The organism is Bradyrhizobium guangzhouense, from assembly GCF_004114955.1.
GTDB lineage: Bacteria > Pseudomonadota > Alphaproteobacteria > Rhizobiales > Xanthobacteraceae > Bradyrhizobium > Bradyrhizobium guangzhouense.
In genome coordinates this window covers 6,301,656-6,324,011 of the sequence record NZ_CP030053.1, presented here as the reverse complement: position 1 = coordinate 6,324,011, position 22,356 = coordinate 6,301,656, and the positions used below count along the sequence as shown (strand labels likewise).

At 62.6% G+C, this 22,356-nt stretch carries 17 protein-coding genes and 1 pseudogene; 9 read left to right on the top strand and 9 right to left on the bottom strand.

Annotation, left to right across the window (positions count from 1 at the left end):
* Positions 1-527 precede the first annotated feature (527 nt).
* The 5 genes and pseudogenes from XH91_RS30135 to XH91_RS30115 all read left to right on the top strand — a co-directional run.
* A pseudogene (locus XH91_RS30135) lies at positions 528-830 on the top strand (hypothetical protein); the annotation flags it as partial.
* A complete protein-coding gene (locus tag XH91_RS30130; protein ID WP_128953968.1) occupies positions 830-1,129 on the top strand; it encodes a winged helix-turn-helix domain-containing protein in 300 nt (99 codons plus the stop codon). The pseudogene XH91_RS30135 and the gene XH91_RS30130, both read left to right, overlap by 1 nt.
* Before the next feature lie 335 nt (positions 1,130-1,464).
* The gene (locus XH91_RS30125) at positions 1,465-1,986 is read left to right on the top strand and encodes a hypothetical protein (protein WP_128953967.1); all 522 of its coding nucleotides are present in this window, start codon (positions 1,465-1,467) and stop codon (positions 1,984-1,986) included.
* Between the two features lie 247 nt (positions 1,987-2,233).
* Positions 2,234-2,917 (top strand): Abi-alpha family protein, encoded by a 684-nt coding sequence (locus XH91_RS30120; RefSeq protein ID WP_128953966.1) that lies wholly within the window; start codon positions 2,234-2,236, stop codon positions 2,915-2,917.
* Between the two features lie 324 nt (positions 2,918-3,241).
* Positions 3,242-4,288, top strand: a complete 1,047-nt coding sequence (locus XH91_RS30115; RefSeq protein WP_128953965.1) for a hypothetical protein — start codon at positions 3,242-3,244, stop codon at positions 4,286-4,288.
* A gap of 155 nt (positions 4,289-4,443) precedes the next feature.
* Here XH91_RS30115 and XH91_RS30110 read toward each other — a convergent pair whose 3' ends face one another.
* A complete protein-coding gene (locus tag XH91_RS30110; RefSeq protein ID WP_128953964.1) occupies positions 4,444-6,363 on the bottom strand; it encodes an ATP-binding protein in 1,920 nt (639 codons plus the stop codon).
* A gap of 279 nt (positions 6,364-6,642) precedes the next feature.
* On the opposite strand from XH91_RS30110, the gene purD reads away from it, so the two are divergent.
* Together purD and XH91_RS30100 are read left to right on the top strand one after the other, a co-directional pair.
* Positions 6,643-7,926 (top strand): phosphoribosylamine--glycine ligase, encoded by a 1,284-nt coding sequence (gene purD / locus XH91_RS30105; protein WP_128953963.1) that lies wholly within the window; start codon positions 6,643-6,645, stop codon positions 7,924-7,926.
* A gap of 190 nt (positions 7,927-8,116) precedes the next feature.
* Positions 8,117-9,019: an alpha/beta fold hydrolase gene (locus tag XH91_RS30100; RefSeq protein WP_128953962.1), complete on the top strand. Its 903-nt coding sequence runs from the start codon at positions 8,117-8,119 to the stop codon at positions 9,017-9,019.
* 73 nt (positions 9,020-9,092) lie between these two features.
* Here the strand turns inward: XH91_RS30100 and XH91_RS30095 are convergent, their stop codons facing one another.
* Positions 9,093-9,551 (bottom strand): nucleoside deaminase, encoded by a 459-nt coding sequence (locus XH91_RS30095; protein ID WP_092230031.1) that lies wholly within the window; start codon positions 9,549-9,551, stop codon positions 9,093-9,095.
* Between the two features lie 119 nt (positions 9,552-9,670).
* On the opposite strand from XH91_RS30095, the gene XH91_RS30090 reads away from it, so the two are divergent.
* Together XH91_RS30090 and rsmD are read left to right on the top strand one after the other, a co-directional pair.
* Entirely contained in the window at positions 9,671-11,692 is a 2,022-nt protein-coding gene (locus XH91_RS30090; RefSeq protein WP_164933659.1) for a pseudouridine synthase, read from the top strand.
* Between the two features lies 1 nt (position 11,693).
* The gene (gene rsmD, locus XH91_RS30085) at positions 11,694-12,251 is read left to right on the top strand and encodes a 16S rRNA (guanine(966)-N(2))-methyltransferase RsmD (RefSeq protein ID WP_128953960.1); all 558 of its coding nucleotides are present in this window, start codon (positions 11,694-11,696) and stop codon (positions 12,249-12,251) included.
* An 87-nt stretch (positions 12,252-12,338) separates the two neighbouring features.
* Here the strand turns inward: rsmD and mutL are convergent, their stop codons facing one another.
* The 7 genes from mutL to ileS form a co-directional block, all read right to left on the bottom strand.
* A complete protein-coding gene (gene mutL / locus XH91_RS30080; RefSeq protein ID WP_128953959.1) occupies positions 12,339-14,153 on the bottom strand; it encodes a DNA mismatch repair endonuclease MutL in 1,815 nt (604 codons plus the stop codon).
* 110 nt (positions 14,154-14,263) lie between these two features.
* Positions 14,264-14,680, bottom strand: a complete 417-nt coding sequence (gene arfB / locus XH91_RS30075; RefSeq protein WP_128953958.1) for an alternative ribosome rescue aminoacyl-tRNA hydrolase ArfB — start codon at positions 14,678-14,680, stop codon at positions 14,264-14,266.
* A 118-nt stretch (positions 14,681-14,798) separates the two neighbouring features.
* The gene (locus tag XH91_RS30070) at positions 14,799-16,172 is read right to left on the bottom strand and encodes a M16 family metallopeptidase (RefSeq protein WP_164933658.1); all 1,374 of its coding nucleotides are present in this window, start codon (positions 16,170-16,172) and stop codon (positions 14,799-14,801) included.
* The gene (locus XH91_RS30065) at positions 16,169-17,563 is read right to left on the bottom strand and encodes a M16 family metallopeptidase (RefSeq protein WP_128953956.1); all 1,395 of its coding nucleotides are present in this window, start codon (positions 17,561-17,563) and stop codon (positions 16,169-16,171) included. The genes XH91_RS30070 and XH91_RS30065 overlap by 4 nt, the downstream gene beginning before the upstream one ends.
* Before the next feature lie 183 nt (positions 17,564-17,746).
* Positions 17,747-18,475 (bottom strand): hypothetical protein, encoded by a 729-nt coding sequence (locus tag XH91_RS30060; protein ID WP_128953955.1) that lies wholly within the window; start codon positions 18,473-18,475, stop codon positions 17,747-17,749.
* 100 nt (positions 18,476-18,575) lie between these two features.
* The gene (gene lspA, locus XH91_RS30055; RefSeq protein WP_164933657.1) at positions 18,576-19,070 is read right to left on the bottom strand and encodes a signal peptidase II; all 495 of its coding nucleotides are present in this window, start codon (positions 19,068-19,070) and stop codon (positions 18,576-18,578) included.
* Between the two features lie 152 nt (positions 19,071-19,222).
* A complete protein-coding gene (gene ileS, locus XH91_RS30050) occupies positions 19,223-22,231 on the bottom strand; it encodes an isoleucine--tRNA ligase (protein WP_128953953.1) in 3,009 nt (1,002 codons plus the stop codon).
* Positions 22,232-22,356: the final 125 nt, after the last annotated feature.

Genomic DNA, 22,356 nt, shown 5'->3' with positions numbered 1-22,356 from the left:
TGGAGACTGACATGATCGACAGCAAGGAAGCCTCCGCGGCGCTGGCCGAGATCGACGACATCGTCCAGCGCGTGAAGCAGTCGCAGCTCTATGAGCTGGCCAGCCTGGCTGCGCTGTGGTGGGGCGTTCTGGTCTTCGCCGGCAATGTGGTGACCTGGGCCTGGCCGTTCTACGCCCGCTACGCCTGGCCCGCCGTCGACATAATCGGTGTCGGCGGCCTGGTCGCGATCCGCTTGCTGAGTCCTCCCCATTCCCTGCAGCGCAATCGTATTTGGTTTAACAAAGACTCGCTGGGCTTGCCTCGCCTCTCCCGCTTGCGGGAGAGGCCGACACGCTCGCAGAGCGTGGCGGGTGAGGGCTCTCGCCACATAGGGACATCCTCCGCACTCCGTGACAACCCCGACGCGGAGACACCCTCTCCCCAACGCTCTCAGCGCGAGCGAAGCTCGTCGCGGCCCGCAAGCGGGCGAGGGAGCGCACCGCCGATCTGGCCACTTCATATAGGATGGCCACGCCGTTCCCAGGAAGCCGCCTTCGATATCAGGATCGTGCTGGTCTTCGCGCTGTTCTTCGCCTTCGGCCACATCTGCACCGACGTGCTCGGCCATTACGGCCCGCGCGAGCTCGGTGCGTTCTGGCCGATTTATTTCATGCTGTTCTACACGCTCGCCGGCCTCTGGTTCGGCCATGCCTTCGTCGCCATCGGCCTCGGTATCATCGCGCTGACGCTGATCGGCTTCTTCACCATCGGCGCGGCCTTCCCGCTCTGGATGGCCTTCGTCAACGGCGGCGGCCTGATCCTCGGCGGCCTCTGGATGCGGCGGATCTGATGGCCGAGCTCGACGACATCATCCATCAGCCCTTGCGGCTGAAGATCATGGCGGCCCTGAACGCATTGCCTGTTGCCTCGGGCCTGGAATTCGCCCGCCTGAAAAAACTCACCGGCGCCACCGACGGCAATCTCGGCGCCCATATCGAGACGCTGGCGAAGGCGGGGTATGTGTCGGTGGAGAAGGCTTTTGTCGGCAAGAAGCCGCAGACGACGGTGACCGCGACCGCCACCGGCCGCGGCGCCTTCGCGCGGCATGTCGCGACGTTGCAGGAGATCATTGCGGGGAAGCAGGTGTAGCGCTGCCGTCATCGCGCTGCTGCTTGCTGTGCCCTCGCCCCTCTTGTCCGCCGAAGCCCGCCTTCGGGCGAAGGCGGATGCGGGAGAGGGCATCGCCGCTGGTCAACGCAGGCCCACTTGGGTGAGGGGTTCTCTCGGCGAGTCCAACTTGCAATTAAGTTTGCGGATGCAACCCCTCATCCGGCGCCACCTTCTCCCGCAGGGGGAGAAGGAAGAGGAGCTCCGCCGCGCTCCGGCGTTCAACTCTCCCTGTCATTCCGGGGCGTCGCGAAGCGACGAGCCCGGAATCCATTTCGCCACCAACGCTGTCGCCCGATGGATTCTCAGGCGCGCAATTGCGCACCATATTCGCCGACGTCTCCGTGGTTGCTATCGTCGCGGCGGTCCGGATCGCCCGCGCGCCGGCCGGCAAGCTTCGCAAGCGCCCCAAATTTGTTGCACCGCCCTTCCTATGGACAACCTCAAATAGATATGTTCTAAAATTTCGCATTATTTTAAAAATGGAGATTGTGATGTTTCGTGCTTTGTTTGTTTCGGCTTGCGTCGTGTTCGCCTTGGGGAGTTCGCAGGAGGCGTCGGCAAAGGACCCTGCCATTCATATTGTCTCTTCACGGTACGGCACTGCGAATAAGGCCAATCCTATTCCAGTCACAACCAAGATCGCTCGCGACGAATGCGAGAACAAGCCGGCCTGTTATCTCGTTGCGGAGAACGGCCTCCAGGGAGGCGACCCGGATTTTGGCACGATCAAGACGCTGGACGTCGCCTACTACTGCGGGCGACGAACGCGTCATGGCTTGATGAAGGTCTCAGCGCCTGAACATCAGGTTGCAAACCTTGCGTGCGTGCAGCGCTGACCCTTCAATGGATCGTCGCGAGATTACGGTGCACCAAAATATCTCAACTGATGCTTTGGGAATTTAGTGCACACCGGACTAAGGTGACGGTGCACTAAGCGCGGCCAACTGTTGGTTTGGCTTTGCGTTTAGTGCACTGTCGCCGTTATTTTTATCTGATTAGCGACTGAAACGCGTAGGCCTAGAGCAGCAGGTGCGAAAATCGGGTTGCAGCTCTCTGGTCGTCTACGGCCCTGGAGATGAGGTCATGAGCGACGAGGAAGGCAGCGCAAGGAGTGGACCACCAAGTGTCTGGAGCCCGGGCGTCGGCTTATCGGCTGACGAAGCCAAGGCACCGCAAGCTACCGCGACTTTTGGGACGACCGTAATTTCGGAAAGTAGCGCGTTGGTTCGATATGTAGGCCGAGTGCTCGGGACGGTTCCTGAGGATGCGGTCGGGTTAGTTCTTGGCGACCCTCTTCATTTCGTCCGGACGGCCATCGCGAGCCAATATGACGTTCTGCTCACTAAGATACTGAAGCGAAGAGGTGTGACGCAGACAGTGGCTGTAAGCCCGTCTTTAGCTATCCCATTGCTTCGCGCTGCTTACGATGAGAGCCGTCCTGAGTTGCAAGAAATGTGGGCGGGGCTGATCGCTGCCGCGATGGACCCGAGCCGGTCAGGCCGTGTGAGACTGTCGTTTGTCGAGACCTTGAAACACTTCGATCCCTTAGACGCTCTCGTCCTGAAGACGCGCCACGAGGCGTCGGGCGAACTAAAGCCCAATCCTGTTGCATTCATCGCCAACGTCATCGGCGAACAGGGTCCGGAGGTTCAGATTTCCGTCGAGAACTTGAAGATACTTCGGTGTGCGGCGTCTGCCACAACTTCGGTTACTGAGTTCTACGTGACACACTATGGAAGTGGGCTTCTCCGCGCCTGCTTGGGATAGTGATCAGCGAGAGGGGCGGGAATCGCATTGCGCCCTGGATGCTGAATCGTCCGAATTACAGTGACAGTGCAGTCCAGTGCACTAAACGGGAGCAGCTAATGCTTTGGCTTTGGAGTTTTGGAATTACGGTGACAGTGCACTCAATGATCGACTGCTATCGATGAACTGAGTGCACTGTCACCGTAATCCCCAACGGCCGGCAGCGCAATGACGGTTGATCTTCGGAGATTGGAGTAACCGGCTAGAACTAAGGCTTGTGTGCAATATGAATTCGGCGCAACCTCAGGTCTTTGAACCGGAGAGTCTGAATTTAAGGAGCTCAGAATGCGATTTCTGATCGTGGTATCGTTGCTTTGCGTGCCAAGCGAGCTTTTTGCCCAACAAAGTAATTATCCATTTGCTCTATCGCAAATCGGGCCAGACAACCGGCCGTTGCCGTTTAATTCAAGGATAGCCGTCCCAACAGGACAAGAGGAAGTCAAGCTACAAGCAATGTTGGGCGCACCGGTACCATGTTCGGAGGCAACATTCGAATATGAGATAGTCGAAGATAAGGCCCAATTTCAGAATGTCCCTAATTACTTTTCTTCCCCTCAAAAGATATGCTTCGGTGGGACTAGCAATCAGTGCGCTGGATCGTATGTCGGCTCGGCAGCAATTCCGACAAAGCCGGACCGTGTTTACAGTTGGCAGGTGCGTGTAACTTCCAAAGTTTTTCAGGCTAACGCGACGAATTGTGGAGGTCAAACAAGCACGGCCACTTCCAACTGGACGCCGACATCGTCCGACTTTGGGTTTGGTACTGCCCCTAATTGGTATATGACGCAGGCTCAGTTGAGCGAGACGTTTAACATCTGCGGCCTCGAAGCTTACGATCAGGACTCTTCTTATTTTTCCTATCCCCCAGACGGCAAACTCGCCGGCTTCAAGACCACCTCGAAACCTAATTGTGCAAACACCATTCAATCAACTTGGAGTGCATACATACCCAATAAGGGCCGAGCGAAGGACGGATACCTGTTTGTATGGGTGAAATCTGATCGGCAATGTTCTGGCCGTTTCTGGATTTCGAATGATGAAGTGCCCCAAGAGGAAGCGACAATCCAGACATTCACTTTACAACCTGATGTGTTTCAAAAAATCGGTGTGAAGATCGGACATTCGCCTGATCCAGCCAAAGATCTGGACTTTATGACCTACGTACACCGGTCAAACTACAAGGACTTTGTTCCCCTAAATTTCAAATGCGAATCTGACGCGGACTTTCATGTTTTTTTTGATACAGTCGCCATTTTGTATCGCGGCCAAAACTACTCGGAAGCGAAACACGTTGATGAGAACGATTTTTTCATTTCCTTGCGGTCTCCGTAGTGGCGGTGCGCTCACTGATGGGAGAGACCGCATCGCAAGATGCGATTTGGAGGATCCAATCAAAATTGCGGTGACTGGGCACTAAACGGCCGAGACTAATGCTTAGGCTTTGGAATTTTGTGCCCCGTCACCGTAATTTCGCAGAACGTTGCTGGCTATCCCACTTGGACTAGTTGCACCACAGCAGCCGTATCAAACTCAGAAAACCGAGCGAAAATCTCTTCAATCTCAGCGAACGGTGAATTTGCCGTCCCTTGGGCAGCCTTGACGAAAGCATTTTTGAAGCGCCCGAAGTCCAGGCCGCAGTGCTTGGTTGAACAGAATATCTGCAAGATCGGTCGTCCCGGCACCTTATTCTTCCAGGTGCCGTCCGCAAGACTGTTTTCCAAATCCGCCATGGTCTGGCGAGTGAAGACGGCTATGTCATCGGCAAAGAGAGCTTCGTTGATCCTCAACCTCTCAGACGCAGCTTCTACCTCGAAAAGAGCTATAAGTTCGTCCGTCGTCTTCCCTTGGCTGCCCTTGGGCATCAGATCGACGTTCCCTGCTCGCTCGCGGAAATGAGCACTCACCACAAGCGCCGCCGCGTAGGACAAAATCTCTCGCGCTATCGTCTTCAGACGCTCATCGATAGCGGCTGGATCACGGAGCCAAGAGCGCTCCGACGCTTCTGTTTCAAAAGGCTCAAACATGCGGGCGATCACCTCCGCATCCAAGAAATAATTCTCCAAGTGATAACGTTTCAACACCTGCATACGACCACCAGACAACTCGGTGAGCCTTGCTAAATCGCGGCTAGGGGGCACCGCATCTGCGTCGCAGAGCATGAAAAAACTCACGCCCCAGATCGTCTTCTTAAGAACCAAGTCATTCAGCGATCCAAACGACTGAATGAACCCTTTTCCTCCACTTGGGACCAGCACGAGGTCTGGAAAACTCCCCCTCAGCATTGCTCCATACGTCTGCTTGTCCAAACTGCCATGCTGCCCCTCGATAAGGACGATTTTCTTACCGAGCGCCACAATGCCGATTGATTGCCCGACCAATCGCAATGCTTGGTGAGTATCATCGTTCTCGGTGACGCGGATGGCTTGATTGATGGAGGGCTGCTTTGGTGGGGCGATGAAGATGACTGAATTATCGAGAGAGGCGGAGATGATTTCAGCCGAGTGGGTGCAGAAAATGAATTGATTGCGAGCACCCGCAGTGCGCAGCGTCTGGATCAAGCGATAGCTAAGCTCTGGATGCAAATGCAACTCGGGTTCGTCAAAAACGACGATGCAATCGGATGGATTCCGCAGCAGAAAATCGAAGACGATATTGACGACCTCCCGTTCTCCGGAGCTAAGCGCTGTTATCGGAAAACTCTGCCCTTCGTGTTCGTAAAACAACTGCGACTTTTTCGGGTCGGGCTCTTCTAATTGCTTCGGTGACAAGAGGCGTGCGAACGCGTCCTTAAACGGCACTAAAGGATCAGGGAACTCCTCCGGGTTGACCAGGATGCCATTTATTGCCCCATGCTGCTCAGCGGGCGCAGAACCCGGGAGTCGAGCACGCATTTGCTCTTCAACGTAAAGAGAAATGTTCTCTCGTCGGCTACGCACCTTTCTGAAAATTGAATGCACCGTATCGTTGAACCGGTTGCTCAGGGTGTTGAAGCCGTAGTTCCAGCCAACATCCTCAAGAAAAGGATCAGTGTAGTCCCAACTAAATTGATAGGGCAGAACGTTTGTTATCTTTCTGTCGCTTTCAAAATTGAGCAAGCTGCTCTTGGTGTCAGCTCGTTTCCGTCCACCGCGCTGAAGGGATATTCGAAGTCGATCGGCATCTTGCGCGTTTCTTGTATTGAGCTGTGTTTTGCCCCATTCAGCGCGCTCGGTTTCGGAAGTGGCCTCAACTAAAATCCAATTCTGGTCGTTGGATGCGGGGTTCTGAAATTGATTCAATAGCCATTGGAGGAAACGACTTTTTCCGACGCCGTTCGGGCCTGCGAGGACCACGACATCTGAAAGACTATCTGCTTCAACCAATTTGATGGGTTGAATGTTCTCCGCGTGAAACGCGATTAGTCTCATGACCCCTCCACAAACCTTGCTTCAGTATGCTTGATTCGACGTGCAATGGGGATAACTATGCACCTATTGCGAGTGTTCGCCTCCGTTATCACGAGCTGTTTGCTCACGGCGCCCTATGGAGAAAGGAATCCCGGTTTGCAATTGGTGGCCCCGGCGAATTCCCGGCGCGCGCTGCGTCTGCCCCCCGGAATGCCGGGGGAGTCGCCCCCACCCCCTTGAGCCCCACCCCGATTCGTGCGACCCCCAGCCCAGCAAAACCCCTCATTTTCTGAGCCTTCGATGCACATTCTCCTGCTTGGTTCCGGCGGCCGCGAACATGCCCTGGCGTGGAAGATCGCAGGCAGTCCCCTGGTGACCAAACTCTGGTGCGCGCCCGGCAATGCCGGCATCGCGCGCGAGGCGGAATGCGTGGCGCTCGATGTCGCCGACCATGCCGCCGTGATCGACTTCTGCAAGACGAACGCGGTCGAGCTCGTCGTGGTCGGGCCGGAGACGCCGCTGGCGGCCGGCATCGTCGATGATCTCACCGCCGCGGGCATCAAGGCGTTCGGGCCCAACAAGATCCCGGCGCAGCTCGAAAGCTCCAAGGGTTTTACAAAAGCGCTCTGCACCGAGTTCGGCATTCCGACCGGCGCCTACAAGCGCTTCACCAACGCCAACGATGCGCGTGCTTACGTGCAGAGCCAGGGCGCGCCGATCGTGGTGAAGGCCGACGGCCTTGCCGCCGGCAAGGGCGTCGTCGTCGCCAAGACCGTGCGCGAGGCGGAGGACGCCATCGCCATGATGTTCGAGGGCGCGTTTGGCGAGGCCGGCGCCGAAGTCGTGATCGAGGAATTTCTGCCGGGGCGCGAGATCAGCTTCTTCGCGCTCTGCGACGGCGAGACCGCGATCCCGCTCGCCTCCGCGCAGGACCACAAGCGCGTGTTCGATCACGACGTCGGCCCGAACACCGGCGGCATGGGCGCCTATTCGCCGACGCCTTTGGTGACGCCCGCGATCCACGACGCGATCATGGCCAAGATCATCCTGCCGACGGTGGCGGGCATGAAGAGCCGCGGCACGCCGTTCCGCGGCATTCTTTACGCTGGGATTATGCTGACCACGCAGGGCCCAAAGCTGTTCGAGTTCAACGTCCGCTTCGGCGACCCCGAATGCCAGGTGCTGATGCTGCGCATGATGAGCGACATCGTGCCGGCCTTCCTCGCCGCCTGCGACGGCCAGCTGAAGAATTTTGACCTGCGCTGGTATCCGGAATCCGCGCTCACCGTGGTGATGGCGGCGAAGGGTTATCCCGGCGACTATCAGAAGGGCACGCGGATCGAGGGGCTCGATGACGCGGCCAAGGTCGACACCGTCGAGATCTTCCATGCCGGCACCGTGGCGAAGGACGGCGCCATCCTCGCCAATGGCGGCCGCGTGCTCAATGTCTGCGCGCTGGGCGCAACCGTGAGCGAAGCGCAGGCGCGCGCCTATCAGGCCGTCGACCTGATCCGCTGGCCGGAAGGTTTTTGCCGCCGCGACATCGGCTGGCAGGCCGTGGAAGCCGAGAAGGCGCGGAACTAGGCTCACGTCATTCCGGACGGCGCCACGCGCCGATCCGGAATCCCGAGCTGTGGGCCACATTCCGGCATCCCAGAAATGCGCAATCAGCAGGCGGGGTTAGCAACCCCGATGATAATACCGCTACTGTGCATGGGGTTGTTTTCGACTCTTTGTCGGGGCCCCTCGCGACTGACCGATAAGGATGCAGAAGATGTCCGATCTCGCCGACCTCTATCCCGGTTTTGCCTCCGAATGGACCGACACCTCGTTCGGTCGCATCTTCGCGCGCGTCGGCGGCAAGGGGCCGCCGCTGCTGTTGCTGCACGGCTTCTCCGAGACGCATGTGATGTGGCACCGCGTCGCGCCCGGCTTGGCCTCCCAGTTCACGCTGATCATCGCCGACCTGCCGGGCTATGGCTGGTCCGATATGCCCGAGAGCGATGCGCTGCACATGCCCTACAGCAAGCGCGCGATGGCCAAGGCCATGGTCGAGATGATGGAGAAGCTCGGCCACGTCCACTTCGCGCTCGCCGGCCACGACCGCGGCGGCCGCGTGTCGTATCGCCTCGCGCTCGACCATCCCGGCCGGCTGTCGAAGCTCGCCGTGCTCGATATCCTGCCGACCTATAATTACTGGGAGCGGATGAACCGCGCCTATGCGCTGAAGATCTATCACTGGACCTTCCTCGCCCAGCCCGCGCCGCTGCCGGAGACGCTGATCGCAGGGCAAGGCGAGTTCTTCCTGCGCTTCAAGATGGCGAGCCAGACCAAGGCGAAGACGCTCGATGCGATCGACAAGCGTGCGCTCGAGCACTACATCGCCCCGTTCCGCGATCCCGCCCGCATTCACGCGATGTGCGAGGATTACCGCGCCGGCGCCACGATCGACTACGACCTCGACAAGGCCGATGTCGAAGCGGGCAAGAAGATCACCGTGCCCATGCTGGCGCTGTGGGGCAACGCCGGCATCGCCCAGGCCGCCGCGACCCCGCTCGACACCTGGAAGCAATGGGCGACCCATGTCGAGGGCATGCCGGTCGATTCCGGCCACTTCCTCACCGAGGAGAACCCCGACGTCACCGCGCAAGCGCTGCGGGACTTCTTCTCGGCCTGATCCTCGCCGTCCACCACACACTCATCTGTCATGCCCCGCCTTCGCGGGGCATGACAGCGGAGCGTGTGGCTAGTCAGCGCCGCTCGCGAAAGAACTCCTTGAGCAGCCGCGCCGCCTCGCTCTCACCGACGCCGGAATAGACATCCGGCGCGTGGTGGCAGGTCGGGGAGGCAAAGAACCGCACGCCCGACTCCACCGCGCCGCCCTTGGGGTCGGCGGCGCCGTAATAGAGCCGGCGGACCCTTGCAAAGGAGATCGCGCCCGCACACATGGTGCAGGGCTCCAGCGTCACGTAGAGGTCGCAGTCGACCAGCCGCTCGCTGCCGATCTTCTTCGCCGCCTCGCGCAGCGCAATGATCTCGGCGTGGCCGGTGGGGTCGTAATCGGTCAGCGTCCGGTTGGCGGCGGTGGCGATGACCTCGTAATTGCGGACCACCACGCAGCCGATCGGAACTTCGCCCGCCTTTCCGGCATTTTCGGCCGTTTTGAGCGCCAAATCCATGAAAGAGGGGGCTTTCAAGCCTCGTATCATCCGAAGAAACCTGCTAGTAGCTGCGCCTTCAGCAGAAGTGCTTATCGATTTTGCCTGAGCATGCGGCTCGCAATAAGCGCGCGCAATGCTTTCCGGCCATCCCCTGAGTGAGATTATCCATGCCTCGCGACAGCGACAAAGACAACGATTCCCGCGGCCGGCGAGGCCCCCCCAAAGGCGGCCGCAGCGGCAAGCCCCGCGGCCCCGAGAAGAAGTTCGCCAAGCGCGGCTTCGAGGGCAAGAGCGAGGGCAGGGGCGAGGGACGGGGCGACCGTGACAGCCGCCCGCCTCGCGAGGGTAAACCGTTCCGCCGCCGCGAGGAGGGCGATGCCCCCCGCCGCGATTTTTCCGACCGACCCCGCTTCAAGCGCGACGACCGCAGCAGCGAGGGCCGCGGCGAGCGCAGCTTCAAGCCGCGCGGCGACCGCCCCTTCTCCGATCGTCCCTCCCGCGATGGCGATAAGCGGCCGTTCAAGCCGCGTGGGGATCGTCCGTCCTATGGCCGCGACGACCGTCCGCCACGCAGCCGGGATCGCGACGATGCACGTCCCGCCGGTCGCTTCGGCGACAAGAAGTTCGGCGACAAGCGGCCCTATGCGCCGCGCGGCGAGCGTCCGGAGCGCAAGTTCGACGGCGAGCGGAAGTTTTCGCGAGGCGGACCGGATCGCGGTCCGCGCGAGGATCGTGGCGAGCGCAGCTTCAAACCACGTGGTGACCGCCCGAATTTCGATCGTGGTGATCGCGCGCCGCGCGGCGAGCGTCCGGAGCGCAAGTTCGACGGCGAGCGAAAGTTTTCGCGAGGCGGGCCAGATCGCGGCCCGCGCAAGGATTTCGGCGGCCGCGATCGGGGCGAGGACAAGCCCTGGCAGAAGCGCGACGATCGTCGCGAAGGCGGCCATGGCGACGACCGTCCGCGCTTCTCCCGTTCGCGCGATGACCGCGCATCGGGCGATCGTCCGTTCCGGGACCGCCCGAAATTCGATCGTCCGCGCGAGCGGCCGGAAGGGCGCACGGATTGGCAGGAGCATCCGCGCAACGAAGGCCGCTTCCGCGACCGTCCGCGCCGCGAGAACGAGGACGAGAGCCGGATTTTCGAGAAGCGTCCGGCCTTCGGCGGCCGTGGTGCCTATCGTGAGCGCGATCGTGACTTCGAAGGACGTCCGCGCCGCGACGAGGCGCCGAAGCCGAAGAAGGAAGGCGAGCGCATCGCCAAGGCTCTTGCACGTGCGGGCCTCGCCTCGCGCAGGGATGCCGAGGAGATGGTCACGCAGGGCCGCGTCACCGTCAACGGCCGCGTCATCAATTCGCCGGCGCTCGACATCACCAAGAACGACGTCGTTCTGGTCGACGGCAAGCCGTTGCCGGAGCGCGAGCGTACGCGGCTGTTTCTCTACCACAAGCCGCGCGGGTTGATGACCACGCATGACGATCCCGAGGGCCGTCCCACCGTGTTCGACAATCTGCCCGAAGGCCTGCCGCGGCTGATCTCGATCGGCCGGCTCGACTTCAACACCGAGGGCCTGTTGCTGCTCACCAATGACGGCGGCCTCGCGCGTACGCTCGAACTGCCCGACACCGGCTGGCTGCGCCGCTATCGCGTGCGCGCCCATGGCGACGTCACCCAGGCGCAGCTCGACCAGCTCAAGGAAGGCATCGAGGTCGAGGGCGTCAAATACGGGCCGATCGAGGCGACGCTGGAGCGCGACCAGGGCGCCAATGTCTGGCTGGTGTTCGCGATCCGCGAAGGCAAGAACCGCGAGGTGCGCAACGTCTGCGCCCATCTCGGGCTTGAGGTGAACCGGCTGATCCGCGTCTCCTACGGTCCGTTCCAGCTCGGCGAAGTCCCCGAGGGTCAGGTCGAGGAGGTCCGTGCGCGCGTGCTGCGCGATCAGCTCGGCGACAAGGTGATCGAAAAATCGGGCGCGCAGTTCGACGTGCCGAAGAAATCTTCGAGCGAGGGCGAGAAGACGTCCAAGCGCGCCGTGATCGCCGACCGCAAGGGTCGCCGCGTGCTGGTGCAGCGTACCGGCAGTGACGAAGCCCGCGAGCGCAATGAGGAGGAGGCCAACGGCTACGGCCCGCCGCGCCGCCCCAAGCGCGGCTATCACGGCAAGCGCGACCTGGCGCCGCGGGAGGACTAGCTTGCGTGTCGTCGGCGGTCGTTTGAAGGGGCGCAATCTCGCCTCACCGTCTTCGCGCGACATCCGTCCCACGGCGGATCGCTTGCGCGAGTCCGTGTTCAACATCCTCGTGCATGCCTATGACGATCCGATTCCGGACGCGCGCGTGCTCGATCTCTTTGCCGGCACCGGGGCGCTCGGCATCGAGGCGTCCTCGCGCGGCGCGAAGTTCACTCTGTTCGTGGACAACGGAGCGGAAGCACGCGCGCTGCTGCGCAAAAACGTCGAGTCGCTCGGGCTCGGCGGGGTGACAAAAGTCTATCGCCGCGATGCGACCGATCTCGGCCCCGCGCATCCCGTCGAGCCGTTCTCACTGGTGTTCCTCGATCCGCCCTACGGCAAGGGCTTTGCGGAGAAGGCGCTGGCGTCCTTGCGCGATGGCGGCTGGCTCACGCCGGGTGCGCTGCTGGTGGTGGAAGAGGCGAAGGCCGCGCAGTTCACGGCGCCGGAAGGCTATGAGGAGCTGGAGCGGCGGACGTATGACGACACGGAGTTCGTGTTTCTGCGTAGGGCGGATTAGCGAAGCGTAATCCGCCACTGTCTCGTTCCGCGGAGACAGAAGAGGTGGATTACGCCTTCGGCTAATCCACCCTGCGGCACTACGAGATCATCGCCGCCCGAACAGCTTCTCGACGTCCGACAACTTCAGCTCCACATAGGTCGGCCGGCCGTGATTGCACTGGCCCGAGTTCGGCGTCTCCTCCATCTCGCGGAGCAATGCGTTCATCTCCTCCGGCCGCAGTCTGCGTCCGGCGCGCACCGAGCCGTGGCAGGCCATGGTGGCGGCGACATGCATCAGGCGACGTTCCAGCGGCAGAGCCTCGTCCCACTCGGCCATGTGCTCGGAAAGATCGCGCAAGAGGCCGCCCGCATTGGTCTTGCCCAGCAGCGAGGGCGTCTCGCGCACGGCGACCGCGCCGGGGCCGAAGGATTCGATCGCGAGACCGAAGGACGCGAGCTCTTCGCTGCGCTCGAGCAACCGCTCCACCGTTGCCTCGTCCATCTCGACGATTTCGGGGATCAGCAGGATTTGCCTCTGCACGCCGTTTTCGGCGAGTGACGCCTTGAGCCGCTCATAGACGATGCGCTCATGCGCGGCGTGCTGGTCGACGATGATGAGACCATCGCGGGTTTGCGACACGATGTAGGTCTCGTGCAGTTGCGTGCGCGCCGCGCCGAGCGGGCGATCGACGAGATCGGCCACGGGCTGCGGGTCGAACCGCACATCCGCACTGGGCGCGCCGACATCGAAGGCGGCCTGCGCGCGCTCGGCGAAAGCGGGTGCGGCTGCGCCGTCGAATGCCGGCATCGGGGCAACCGGTGCGGAAGGCGAGGCCCGCCAGTCCCAGCTTGCAGGACGCGGCGGCGTGAACGCAGGCCGGAACGAGGATAGCGCACTCCCGCCGCTATTGGCGGCGGTGCGGCGGCCTTCGCGCGCGAGACCTTCCTTCAGCCCATGCACGATCAGCGCACGCACGAGGCCGGCATTGCGGAAGCGCACCTCGGTCTTGGCCGGATGCACATTGGCGTCGACCTCGCGCGGGTCGAGCGTCACGAACAGGGCCAGCACCGGATGCCGGTCGCGCGGCAGATAATCGGCATAGGCGCCGCGCACCGCGCCCAGGATCAGCTTGTCGCGCACCGGCCGGCCATTGACGAAGAGATATTGCCCGAGTGCGTTGGCCTTGGTCAGCGCGGGGGCGGCGGCGTAGCCGGCGACGACGACGCCCTCGCGCTCGGCATGGACTTCGAAAGCATGGCTACGGAACTCCGCGCCCAGGATATCGCCAAGCCGCGTCAGCCGTCCGGCCGCGCCGGGTAGCGCAGCAGCCCAAGTCACCGGCGCGCGCTCTTCGCCCGCGAGCGTGAAGGCGACGTCGGGCCTTGCCATCGCCAGCCGTCGCACCACCTCGCGGATCGCTTCGGCCTCGGTGCGGTCGGTCTTCAGGAATTTCAGCCGTGCCGGCGTTGCATAGAAGAGGTCGCTGACCTCGACGCGGGTGCCGTGCGCGAGCGCGGCCGGCATGATCTCGGACTTCTCGCCGCCCTCGACCGTGAGTGCCCAGGCGTGTGGCTCACTCGCATGCCGCGTGGTGATCGACAGCCGCGCCACCGAGCCGATCGACGGCAGGGCCTCGCCGCGGAAGCCGAGGGTGCGGATCTGGAGCAAATCCTCGTCGTCGAGCTTGGATGTCGCGTGGCGCTCGACGGCGAGCGCAAGGTCCTTCGCGGTCATGCCGCTGCCGTCGTCGGTAATGCCGATCCGCCGCCGCCCGCCGCCATCGGTGAAGACGTCGATGCGGCTCGCACCGGCATCGATGGCATTCTCGACGAGTTCCTTGACCACGCTCGCCGGGCGCTCGACCACCTCGCCGGCGGCGATGCGGTTGACGACCTGTTCTGGAAGCTGGCGGACGGGCATGCGAGACTCAATGGGGTGTTCTGTGGGCCAATTTAGTCCCGCTCGCCCGCAATTGCATGGGGCAAGTCCCGGATGCCCACATGCCCGTTGCCGCGGAGGAACAGGCTTCCCTAGTCGTCGAAGCGGCCGCCGCGGCCGGCCTTCACGTCGCTGCGGCGCTTCTTGCCGTCGAGCCGGCGCTGCTTGGAGCCAAACGTCGGCTTGGTTGCACGGCGTGGCGTCGGCCGGATCATCGTTTCGGTCAGCATCTCGACGAGTCGATCGATAGCGTCCTGCCGGTTGCGTTCCTGGGTGCGGAAGCGCTGGGCATGGATTACGATCACGCCGTCCTTGGTCATGCGCTGCCCCGCGATGCGCGCGAGCCGGATCGCCGCATCCTCCGGGATGGTCAGCTTGCGCGTGTTGAAACGCAACTGGGCCGCGGTCGACAATTTGTTGACGTTCTGCCCGCCCGGGCCGGAGGCGCGGACAAAGCCGATCTCGATGTCGTCCTCGTCGATGACGAGATCGCGTGATATCCGCAGCATGATGGCACCATTCGTGACATCAGGACATATCTCGGAATGTCCATGTTCGGCAATGGCGGGACGGCGGAAACGCAAATGGCCGGGCGAGCCCGGCCATTTCAGGCAACGTCAGGAGACGTCAGTTCGACTTCGTCACCGGTGCGGCCGCCGGTTGCGCGGCAGCCTGCGGTGCGCGGCCAACGATCACCGTCAGGAGCCCCTGGCTCCACAGTCGCTTGGCCGCGGCCTTGGCATCGTCCAGGGTCACAGCATCGACGATGGCGTTGCGCTTTTCGATATAATCGATCGGCAACTTGTCCTGCTGATACTGCAGCAAAGCCTGCGCGAGCTTGGAGGAGGTGTCGAGCACCAGCATCTGCGAACCCTTCAGATAGGACTTGGCCTCGTCGAGCTCCTTCTGGGTCGGACCCTCGTCGGCCATGCGGCGGACCTCTTTCTCGATGGCATCTATGGTGTCGCCGGCACGGTCGGCGCGGGTGCCGGTGTTGCCGATGAAGATTCCCGAATGTTCCATCCAGAGCAGCGATTCGAATACCGAATAGGCCAGCCCGCGCTTCTCGCGGACTTCGCGATAAAGCCGCGAGGACAGGCCGCCGCCACCCAGGATATGGTTGACGACATAGGCCGCCATGAAATTCGGATCGTTACGCATCACGCCGGGACCGCCGAAGGTGATCACGGTCTGCGGCACGTCGAGCGGCACGAAGGCGCGCTGCGGCGGCTTTGCAGCCTCGACGTCGGGGACCGGTGTCAGAGTGGCTTTGGCGGGCAAGCTGCCAAACGTGTGGTCGAGCAGCTTGCCCAAGGTCGCCGGATCGACGTCGCCCACCACAGCGATCTTCAGCGTGTCCTTGGCGAGGATGCGGCCGACATAATCCTTCATGTCCGCGACCGTGATCGTCGGCACGCTCTCCAGCGTGCCGCTGGTCTGCCGTCCATAGGGATGATCGCCGAAGGTCATCTCCAGGAATTTGCGGCTCGCGAGCGAGGTCGGGTTTGTGGTGTCGCGGCGCAGGCCCGAGATGACCTGCGAACGGATGCGCTCGACATCGACCGTGTCGAAATGCGGCGAGGTCAGCGCGGACCGCAGCAGATCGAAGGCCTCGTCCTTGTTGTCCCTCAGCATGCGAAGGCTGCCGCGGAAGGTGTCGCGGGTGGCGCTGAAGGAGAGCTCGATGGCGCGGCGGTCGAGCCGCTCGTGGAACGTCTTGGAATCGAGATCGCCGGAGCCCTCGTCGAGCAGGTCGCCGACGAGATTGGCAACGCCGGGCTTGTCCTTGGGATCCTGCGCCGAGCCGCCGGCAAAGGAATATTCCATGGCGATCAGCGGCACGGTCGCATCCTGGACGAACCATGCCTCGATGCCGCCCGGCGACACCAGGTGCTGGATCTTTGCTGCGGCCTGCGACGGCGAGGCGGAGGCGAGCGCGAGCGCCGCGCCGGTAACGAAGGCGAACGCGACGTGGCGTGCGCGAAGGAAAGGATAGGTCACGAACGCTTCTCCTCGCGCTTGGCAGCGGTGCTGGTATCCTTGATCAGATAGCCGGTCACCGAGCGGTTCTTTTCGAACCATTTTTGCGCGGCTGCACGGACCTGCTCGGCGGTGACGGCGCGGATGCGGTCGGGCCAGCTCCTGATATCCTCGATCGACAGGCCCGTGGTCAGTGCGCCGCCATACCAGCGTGCCAGCACCGCCTGATTGTCCTGGGCGTAGATCGCTTCCGCAATGAGCTGGGTCTTGACCCGCTCGAGATCCTCGGCACGGATCGGGTTCTGCGCGACATCGGCGATCACGCCGTCGATGGCCTGCTCGACCTCGGCGAAGCTGACGCCTGATTTCGGCGAGGCCGAGATCGCGAACTGGGTCGGATCGAGCGAGATGCTGGAATAGCTGGCGCTGGCGGAGACTGCGAGCGGCTTGTCGACGACCAGTGCGCGGTAGAGATAGGAGTTGCTGCCGCTGCCGATCAACTGCGCGAGCACGTCGAGAGCGGCGCTCTCGCCGGCCGCGGCCGTCGTCGCCGAGGGCACCAGATAATAGCGGCGCAGGCTCGGCTGCTCGACGCGCGGGTCGGACAGTGTGACGGTGCGCGGCGCCGCCGGCTCCGGCTCCTGCGGGCGGATGCGCCGCGCCGGGATCGCCGGCTGGGCCGGGATCGGGCCGAAATTGCGCTCGACCAGCGGACGCACATCGGCGGCCTCGACATCGCCGGCGATCACCAGGATCGCATTGTTCGGCGCGTAGAACCGGCGATAGAAGGCAAGCGCATCCTCGCGGTTGAGCTTCTCGATCTCCTGGTGCCAGCCGATCACCGGCCGGCCGTAGGGATGATTGAGATAGAGCGCGGCCATGATCTGTTCGTTGAGGCGCGCGTCGGGGCTGTTGGCAACGCGCATATTGTACTCCTCGAGCACGACGTCACGCTCGGGCAGCACGTTCTCGTCCTTGAGGACCAGGCCGGTCATGCGATCGGCCTCGAACGCCATCATGGTCGGCAGCTGCTCTTTCGGCACGCGCTGGTAATAGTTGGTGTAGTCGACCGAGGTCGAAGCGTTCTCGTTGCCGCCGACGCGGAGCACGGTCTGGGAGAATTCGCCGACCGGATGTTTCTCGGTGCCCTTGAACATCAGATGTTCGAGGAAGTGGGCGAGACCGGATTTGCCCGGCGTCTCGTCGGCCGAGCCGACCTTGTACCAGATCATTTCCGTGACCACGGGCGTGCGGTGATCCGGGATCACCACGACCTGGAGGCCGTTGGGAAGCGTGAAGCTGGCGGGCGGTGCGGAGGTGACCGTGGTCTGGGCGAATGCGCTGCCGACGTCGAGGGCAGATGTCGAGAGCAGCGCGGCGAAGAGGCAGGCAATCGATCGGTGTGAGGACATCACGATCCTTGTGAAAGCCCGGACACTGATATCCGGGCGTGAAAGCACGGCATGCTACACCGCGCGATTTTGAGCTTCGGGTCACGAAGCAGAGAACGCGGTCGAATTGTACTTAAAAATAGGTCATCTGCCGCATCCGGCCTACACCGGACAATTGCGGCGTGTGCGCGCCCGACAAGGAGCCTATTGCACCTTTTCCTTGCCCGACTGGACGTCGAAATAGGTCTTCCGCGTCGTGTCCTCTCCGGAGCCATAGACGTAGTTCGGCGAAGGCGTCTGATATCCCGGCGGCGGTTCGACCAGCGATTCGCGCGGCGGCTCGCTCGTGAATGGCTTTGACTCGGGCTTGCTGCCCTTGAACATGCCCAACAGACCGCCGGTATAGCCCAGCTCGGCCGGGCTCATCGTCGGGTTGTTGATGTTGCTGCCCGGCGGGGGCGGTTGATTGGTGGCCTGCTGCGGGCCCGTCTTGTGGGCGTTCAACTCAGCGGGCGACAGCGGCTGGATGTCCTTCAAGTACTGCTGCTGAGGTGACCGGTTGCCCGCCTTCTTCCGCAGGGCGATGGCCTCCTGACGACGCTTCTCGTCGGGATCCTTCGGCCAGTTCGGTGCGTTCTTCGCCTCAGAGCTGGGCGGCGGCAAGTCAAGGCTCGGCGGCACCACCAGCGGTGACCGCTCGCGGTACTCGATGCCCTTCTTCTCCATGCCCTTGGCGCCGAGGCCGGACATCAGATTGTCGATGAGCTTCTCTTCGAAGGTCATGTCGTCGTCGTCATCATCGTCGCCGGCGCGGACCGGGCCTGCCGACATCACAAGGCCGATACCGAGTGCGACGGCCGACAATTTCAGCGCCAGCCAAAGTCCCCGCCGAGAGTCTCGACCCATCGAACTGCTGGTTCCGAAGCTGCGCATACCTGTACCTGTTCCATTTTGTGGCAGTGGCATCTTGCCGCGTCTCGCGCGACCACGCCTCGCCAAGCAAGGTTCCGCCTCCGGCCCGTATCGGCCGGGATCAGGGCGCTTTTACGGCGGGTACCCCAAGGAAGGAATCATACAATAGGGCCGCCACCCCAGCAACGATGGCCACGTCCGCGAGGTTGAAGACGTACCAATTGTAGGTATTTCCGCCGATTTCGACGTGGAACAGGGCGAAATCGACCACCGCGCCATAGGCGAAGCGATCGATGCCATTGCCGATGGCGCCGCCGATGATCAGGCCCAGTGCGACCGTGGCGAGCCGGGTCTGCGACCGCGCCATCCAGATCGCAAGCGCAATCACCGCGACGGCCTTCACCGCCATCAGCGCGATTTGCGCCGACTGGCTGTCGTTCTGCAGCCAGCCAAAGCTGATCCCGATATTCCAGGCCAGCACCAGATCGAAGAACGGCGTCACCTTGACCACGCCCCGGCGGGCAAGGTCGAAGCCGTTCAGCAGCCAGAGCTTCGAGGCCTGGTCGGCCACGAGTGTCACGATGGCGGCGATGATGCCGGCTCTGAGCGGGGTCATGTGCCTGCCAAAAGCACAGTTGTCGTCCCGGCGAAGGCCGGGACCCATACTCCGAGGCGGTCGTTGGTTGAAAGACTCGGAGTCATCGGCCTTTGCGACGATCAGCAGCGGTGGTTATGGGTCCCGGCCTTCGCCGGGACGACGATTGAGATTTAGATGCTAACCCCCAACGCCTTCCACTCGCGCAGCGCCTTGGCGTCGCGCGGGGTGACGTCGGGATATTCGGCATCCTCGCCGACAGTAGGCGAGATCTTCCAGGAGCGGGCGCATTTGGTGCCGACGGCCTTCTCGACCACCACCGCGACGCCAGGCACTGCATCGAGACGGAATGCAGAGGCCGGCGCCTCGCCCTCGTGCACCTCGTAATTGGAGGTGATGCAGATCTCGGCGAGATCGGTGTCGAACAGCGTCGCCAACATGTCGCGGTCGGCGACATAGATTACCGGCGAGGCCTCGAGTGAGGAGCCGATGTTCTTGGCGGCGCGTTCGAGCTCGAGCGCGCCGGTGACGACACGGCGGACGTTGCGGATCGTCTCCCATCTCGCGGCGAGCTTGTCGTCGCGCAGCTTTTCGAGGCCTTCCGGGAACAGCGTCAGATGCACCGACGGTTCGGCATCCGGCCTGTACATGCGCCAGCCCTCCTCCGCGGTGAAGCTCAGGATCGGCGCCAGCCATTTCAGGATCGAATTGCACAACAGGTCGATCGTGGTCAGCGCAGCCTTGCGCGTCAGCGAGGACGGCGGATCGCAATAGAGCGTGTCCTTGCGGATATCGAAATAGAACGCCGAGAGCTCGCTGTTCATGAAGGCGGACAAGGTCGCGACCACGCTCTTGTAGTCGAACGTCTCATAGGCCTTGCGGACCAGTTCCGCGCGGAGCGCGAGCTCGTGCAGCATCAGCCGCTCGAGCTCGGGCATCTCGGCGGGCGCGACGGCGTCGGCGTGCCTGTAGTGATGCAAGGTGCCGAGCATCCAGCGCACGGTGTTGCGCAGCTTGCGGTAGGTCTCGACCGTGTTCTTCAGGATCTCGGGCCCGATGCGCTGATCGTCGGTATAGTCGCAGGACGCGACCCAGAGCCGCAGGATGTCGGCGCCGGATTCCTTGATGACGGCCTGCGGCTCGATGGTGTTGCCGAGCGACTTCGACATCTTGCGGCCGTCCTCGGCCTGGGTGAAGCCGTGCGTCAGCACGATGTCGTAGGGCGCGCGGCCGCGCGTGCCGCAGCTCTCCAGCAGCGAGGAGTGGAACCAGCCGCGATGCTGGTCCGAGCCTTCGAGATACATCACGGTATCGGTGCCGCCGTCGACCTTGCGCTTGATGCCTGATAGCCCCGGGAATTGCACGGGGTCTTCCAGCACGAAGGCGTGCGTCGAGCCGGAATCGAACCAGACGTCGAGAATGTCGTCGACCTTCTGCCAGCCTTCGCTTGCGCGCGACCCGAGGAAGCGCTCGCGCGCGCCCGTCGCGTACCAGGCGTCCGCGCCTTCCTTTTCGAAGGCATCGCCGATGCGGGTGTTGACGGCCTCGTCCTGAAGGATCTCGGCGGAGCCGTCGCCCTTCTCGCGCACGAACACGGCGATCGGCACGCCCCAGGCGCGCTGACGCGAGATCACCCAGTCGGGGCGTGCCTCGATCATGCCGTTGATGCGGTTCTCGCCCGACGGCGGCACCCATTGCGTCACCGAGATCGCGTGCAGCGCGCGGGCGCGCAAGGTGTCGCCCGATTTGGTCTTGCCGTCGCTCGCAATGTCCTTGTCCATCGCGATGAACCATTGCGGCGTGTTGCGGAAGATCACCGGCTTCTTCGAGCGCCAGGAGTGCGGATATTGATGCTTGAGCCGGCCGCGCGCGAGCAGCTTGCCGCCCTCGATCAGCGCCTTGATCACGGCCTCGTTGGCGTCGCCCTTCTCGCCCTTGTCGTTGATGACGCGCTTGCCCGTGAAGCCCGGCGCCTGATCGGTATAGGCACCGTTCTCGTCGACGGTGTACGGGATCGCGCTGTTGATGCCGCGGGCATCGAGCTCGCGCGTATTCGCCATCCAGACGTCGAAGTCTTCGCGGCCGTGGCTGGGCGCAGTGTGCACGAAGCCGGTGCCGGTGTCGTCGGTGACGTGGTCGCCGGACAACAGGGGCACGGTGAATTCATAGCCGCCGGAAAGCCCCTTGAGCGGATGGGCGCATTCGATCGCGTCCATGGTATCGCCGGGGATGTCGCGGACCTTCTCGAAAGCGGTGACGCGCGCCTGCTTGAACACCTCTTCGGCAAGCGCGTCGGCGAGGATCAGGAGATCGCCGGTCTTGGCCCAATTGTCGGCAGGCGCATCCGTCACCTTGTAGAGGCCATAGGCGATCTTCGGCGAGAACGAGATGGCGCGGTTGCCTGGCAAGGTCCAGGGCGTGGTGGTCCAGATCACGACACTTGCGGACGCCAGCGCGCCATGCGCGGGCGAGGTCACCGGGAATTTCACCCAGACCATGTCCGACGTGTAGTCCTCGTACTCGACCTCGGCCTCGGCGAGCGCGGTCTTCTCGACCACGCTCCACATCACCGGCTTGGAGCCGCGATAGAGCGTGCCGTTGGCCGCGAACTTCATCAGTTCGCGCGCGATCTGGGCTTCGGCCGAATAATTCATCGTGGCGTAGGGATGCGCCCAGTCGCCGATCACGCCGAGACGCTTGAATTCCTCGCGCTGCACGTTGAGCCAGTGCGTGGCGTAGGCGCGGCACTCTTTCCGGAAATCGATCATCGCTGCGCTGTCGCGGAAGTCGGGCTTCTGCTTGCCCTTCTTGCGATAGTTCTCCTCCTCGACCTTCCACTCGATCGGCAGGCCGTGGCAGTCCCAGCCGGGCACATAGTTGGAATCGAAGCCGAGCATCTGCTGGCTCTTGGTGACGAGATCCTTGAGGATCTTGTTCAGCGCCGTGCCGATATGGATGTTGCCGTTGGCATAGGGCGGGCCGTCATGCAGCACGAACTTGTCGCGGCCTCGGGCCGCCTCGCGCAGCTTCTCGTAGAGGCCGATCTCGTACCAGCGCTTGAGAATCTCCGGCTCGCGCTGCGGCAGGCCGGCGCGCATCGGAAATTCGGTCTGCGGCAGGAACAGAGTTTTCGAATAGTCTTTGGCTTCAGACTTTTGGGACTTCTGCGGCTTTTCGGACATGAGGTTGACTGGCTCGGAATGGCGCGGGAACGGATGGCGATGCGGAATCGCGGGGTGAAACGACGAAATCCCGGTCTTGCGCCGAGCCTTGAGGCTCAGGCGGAAGCCGGGCCGCTAATCCCTAT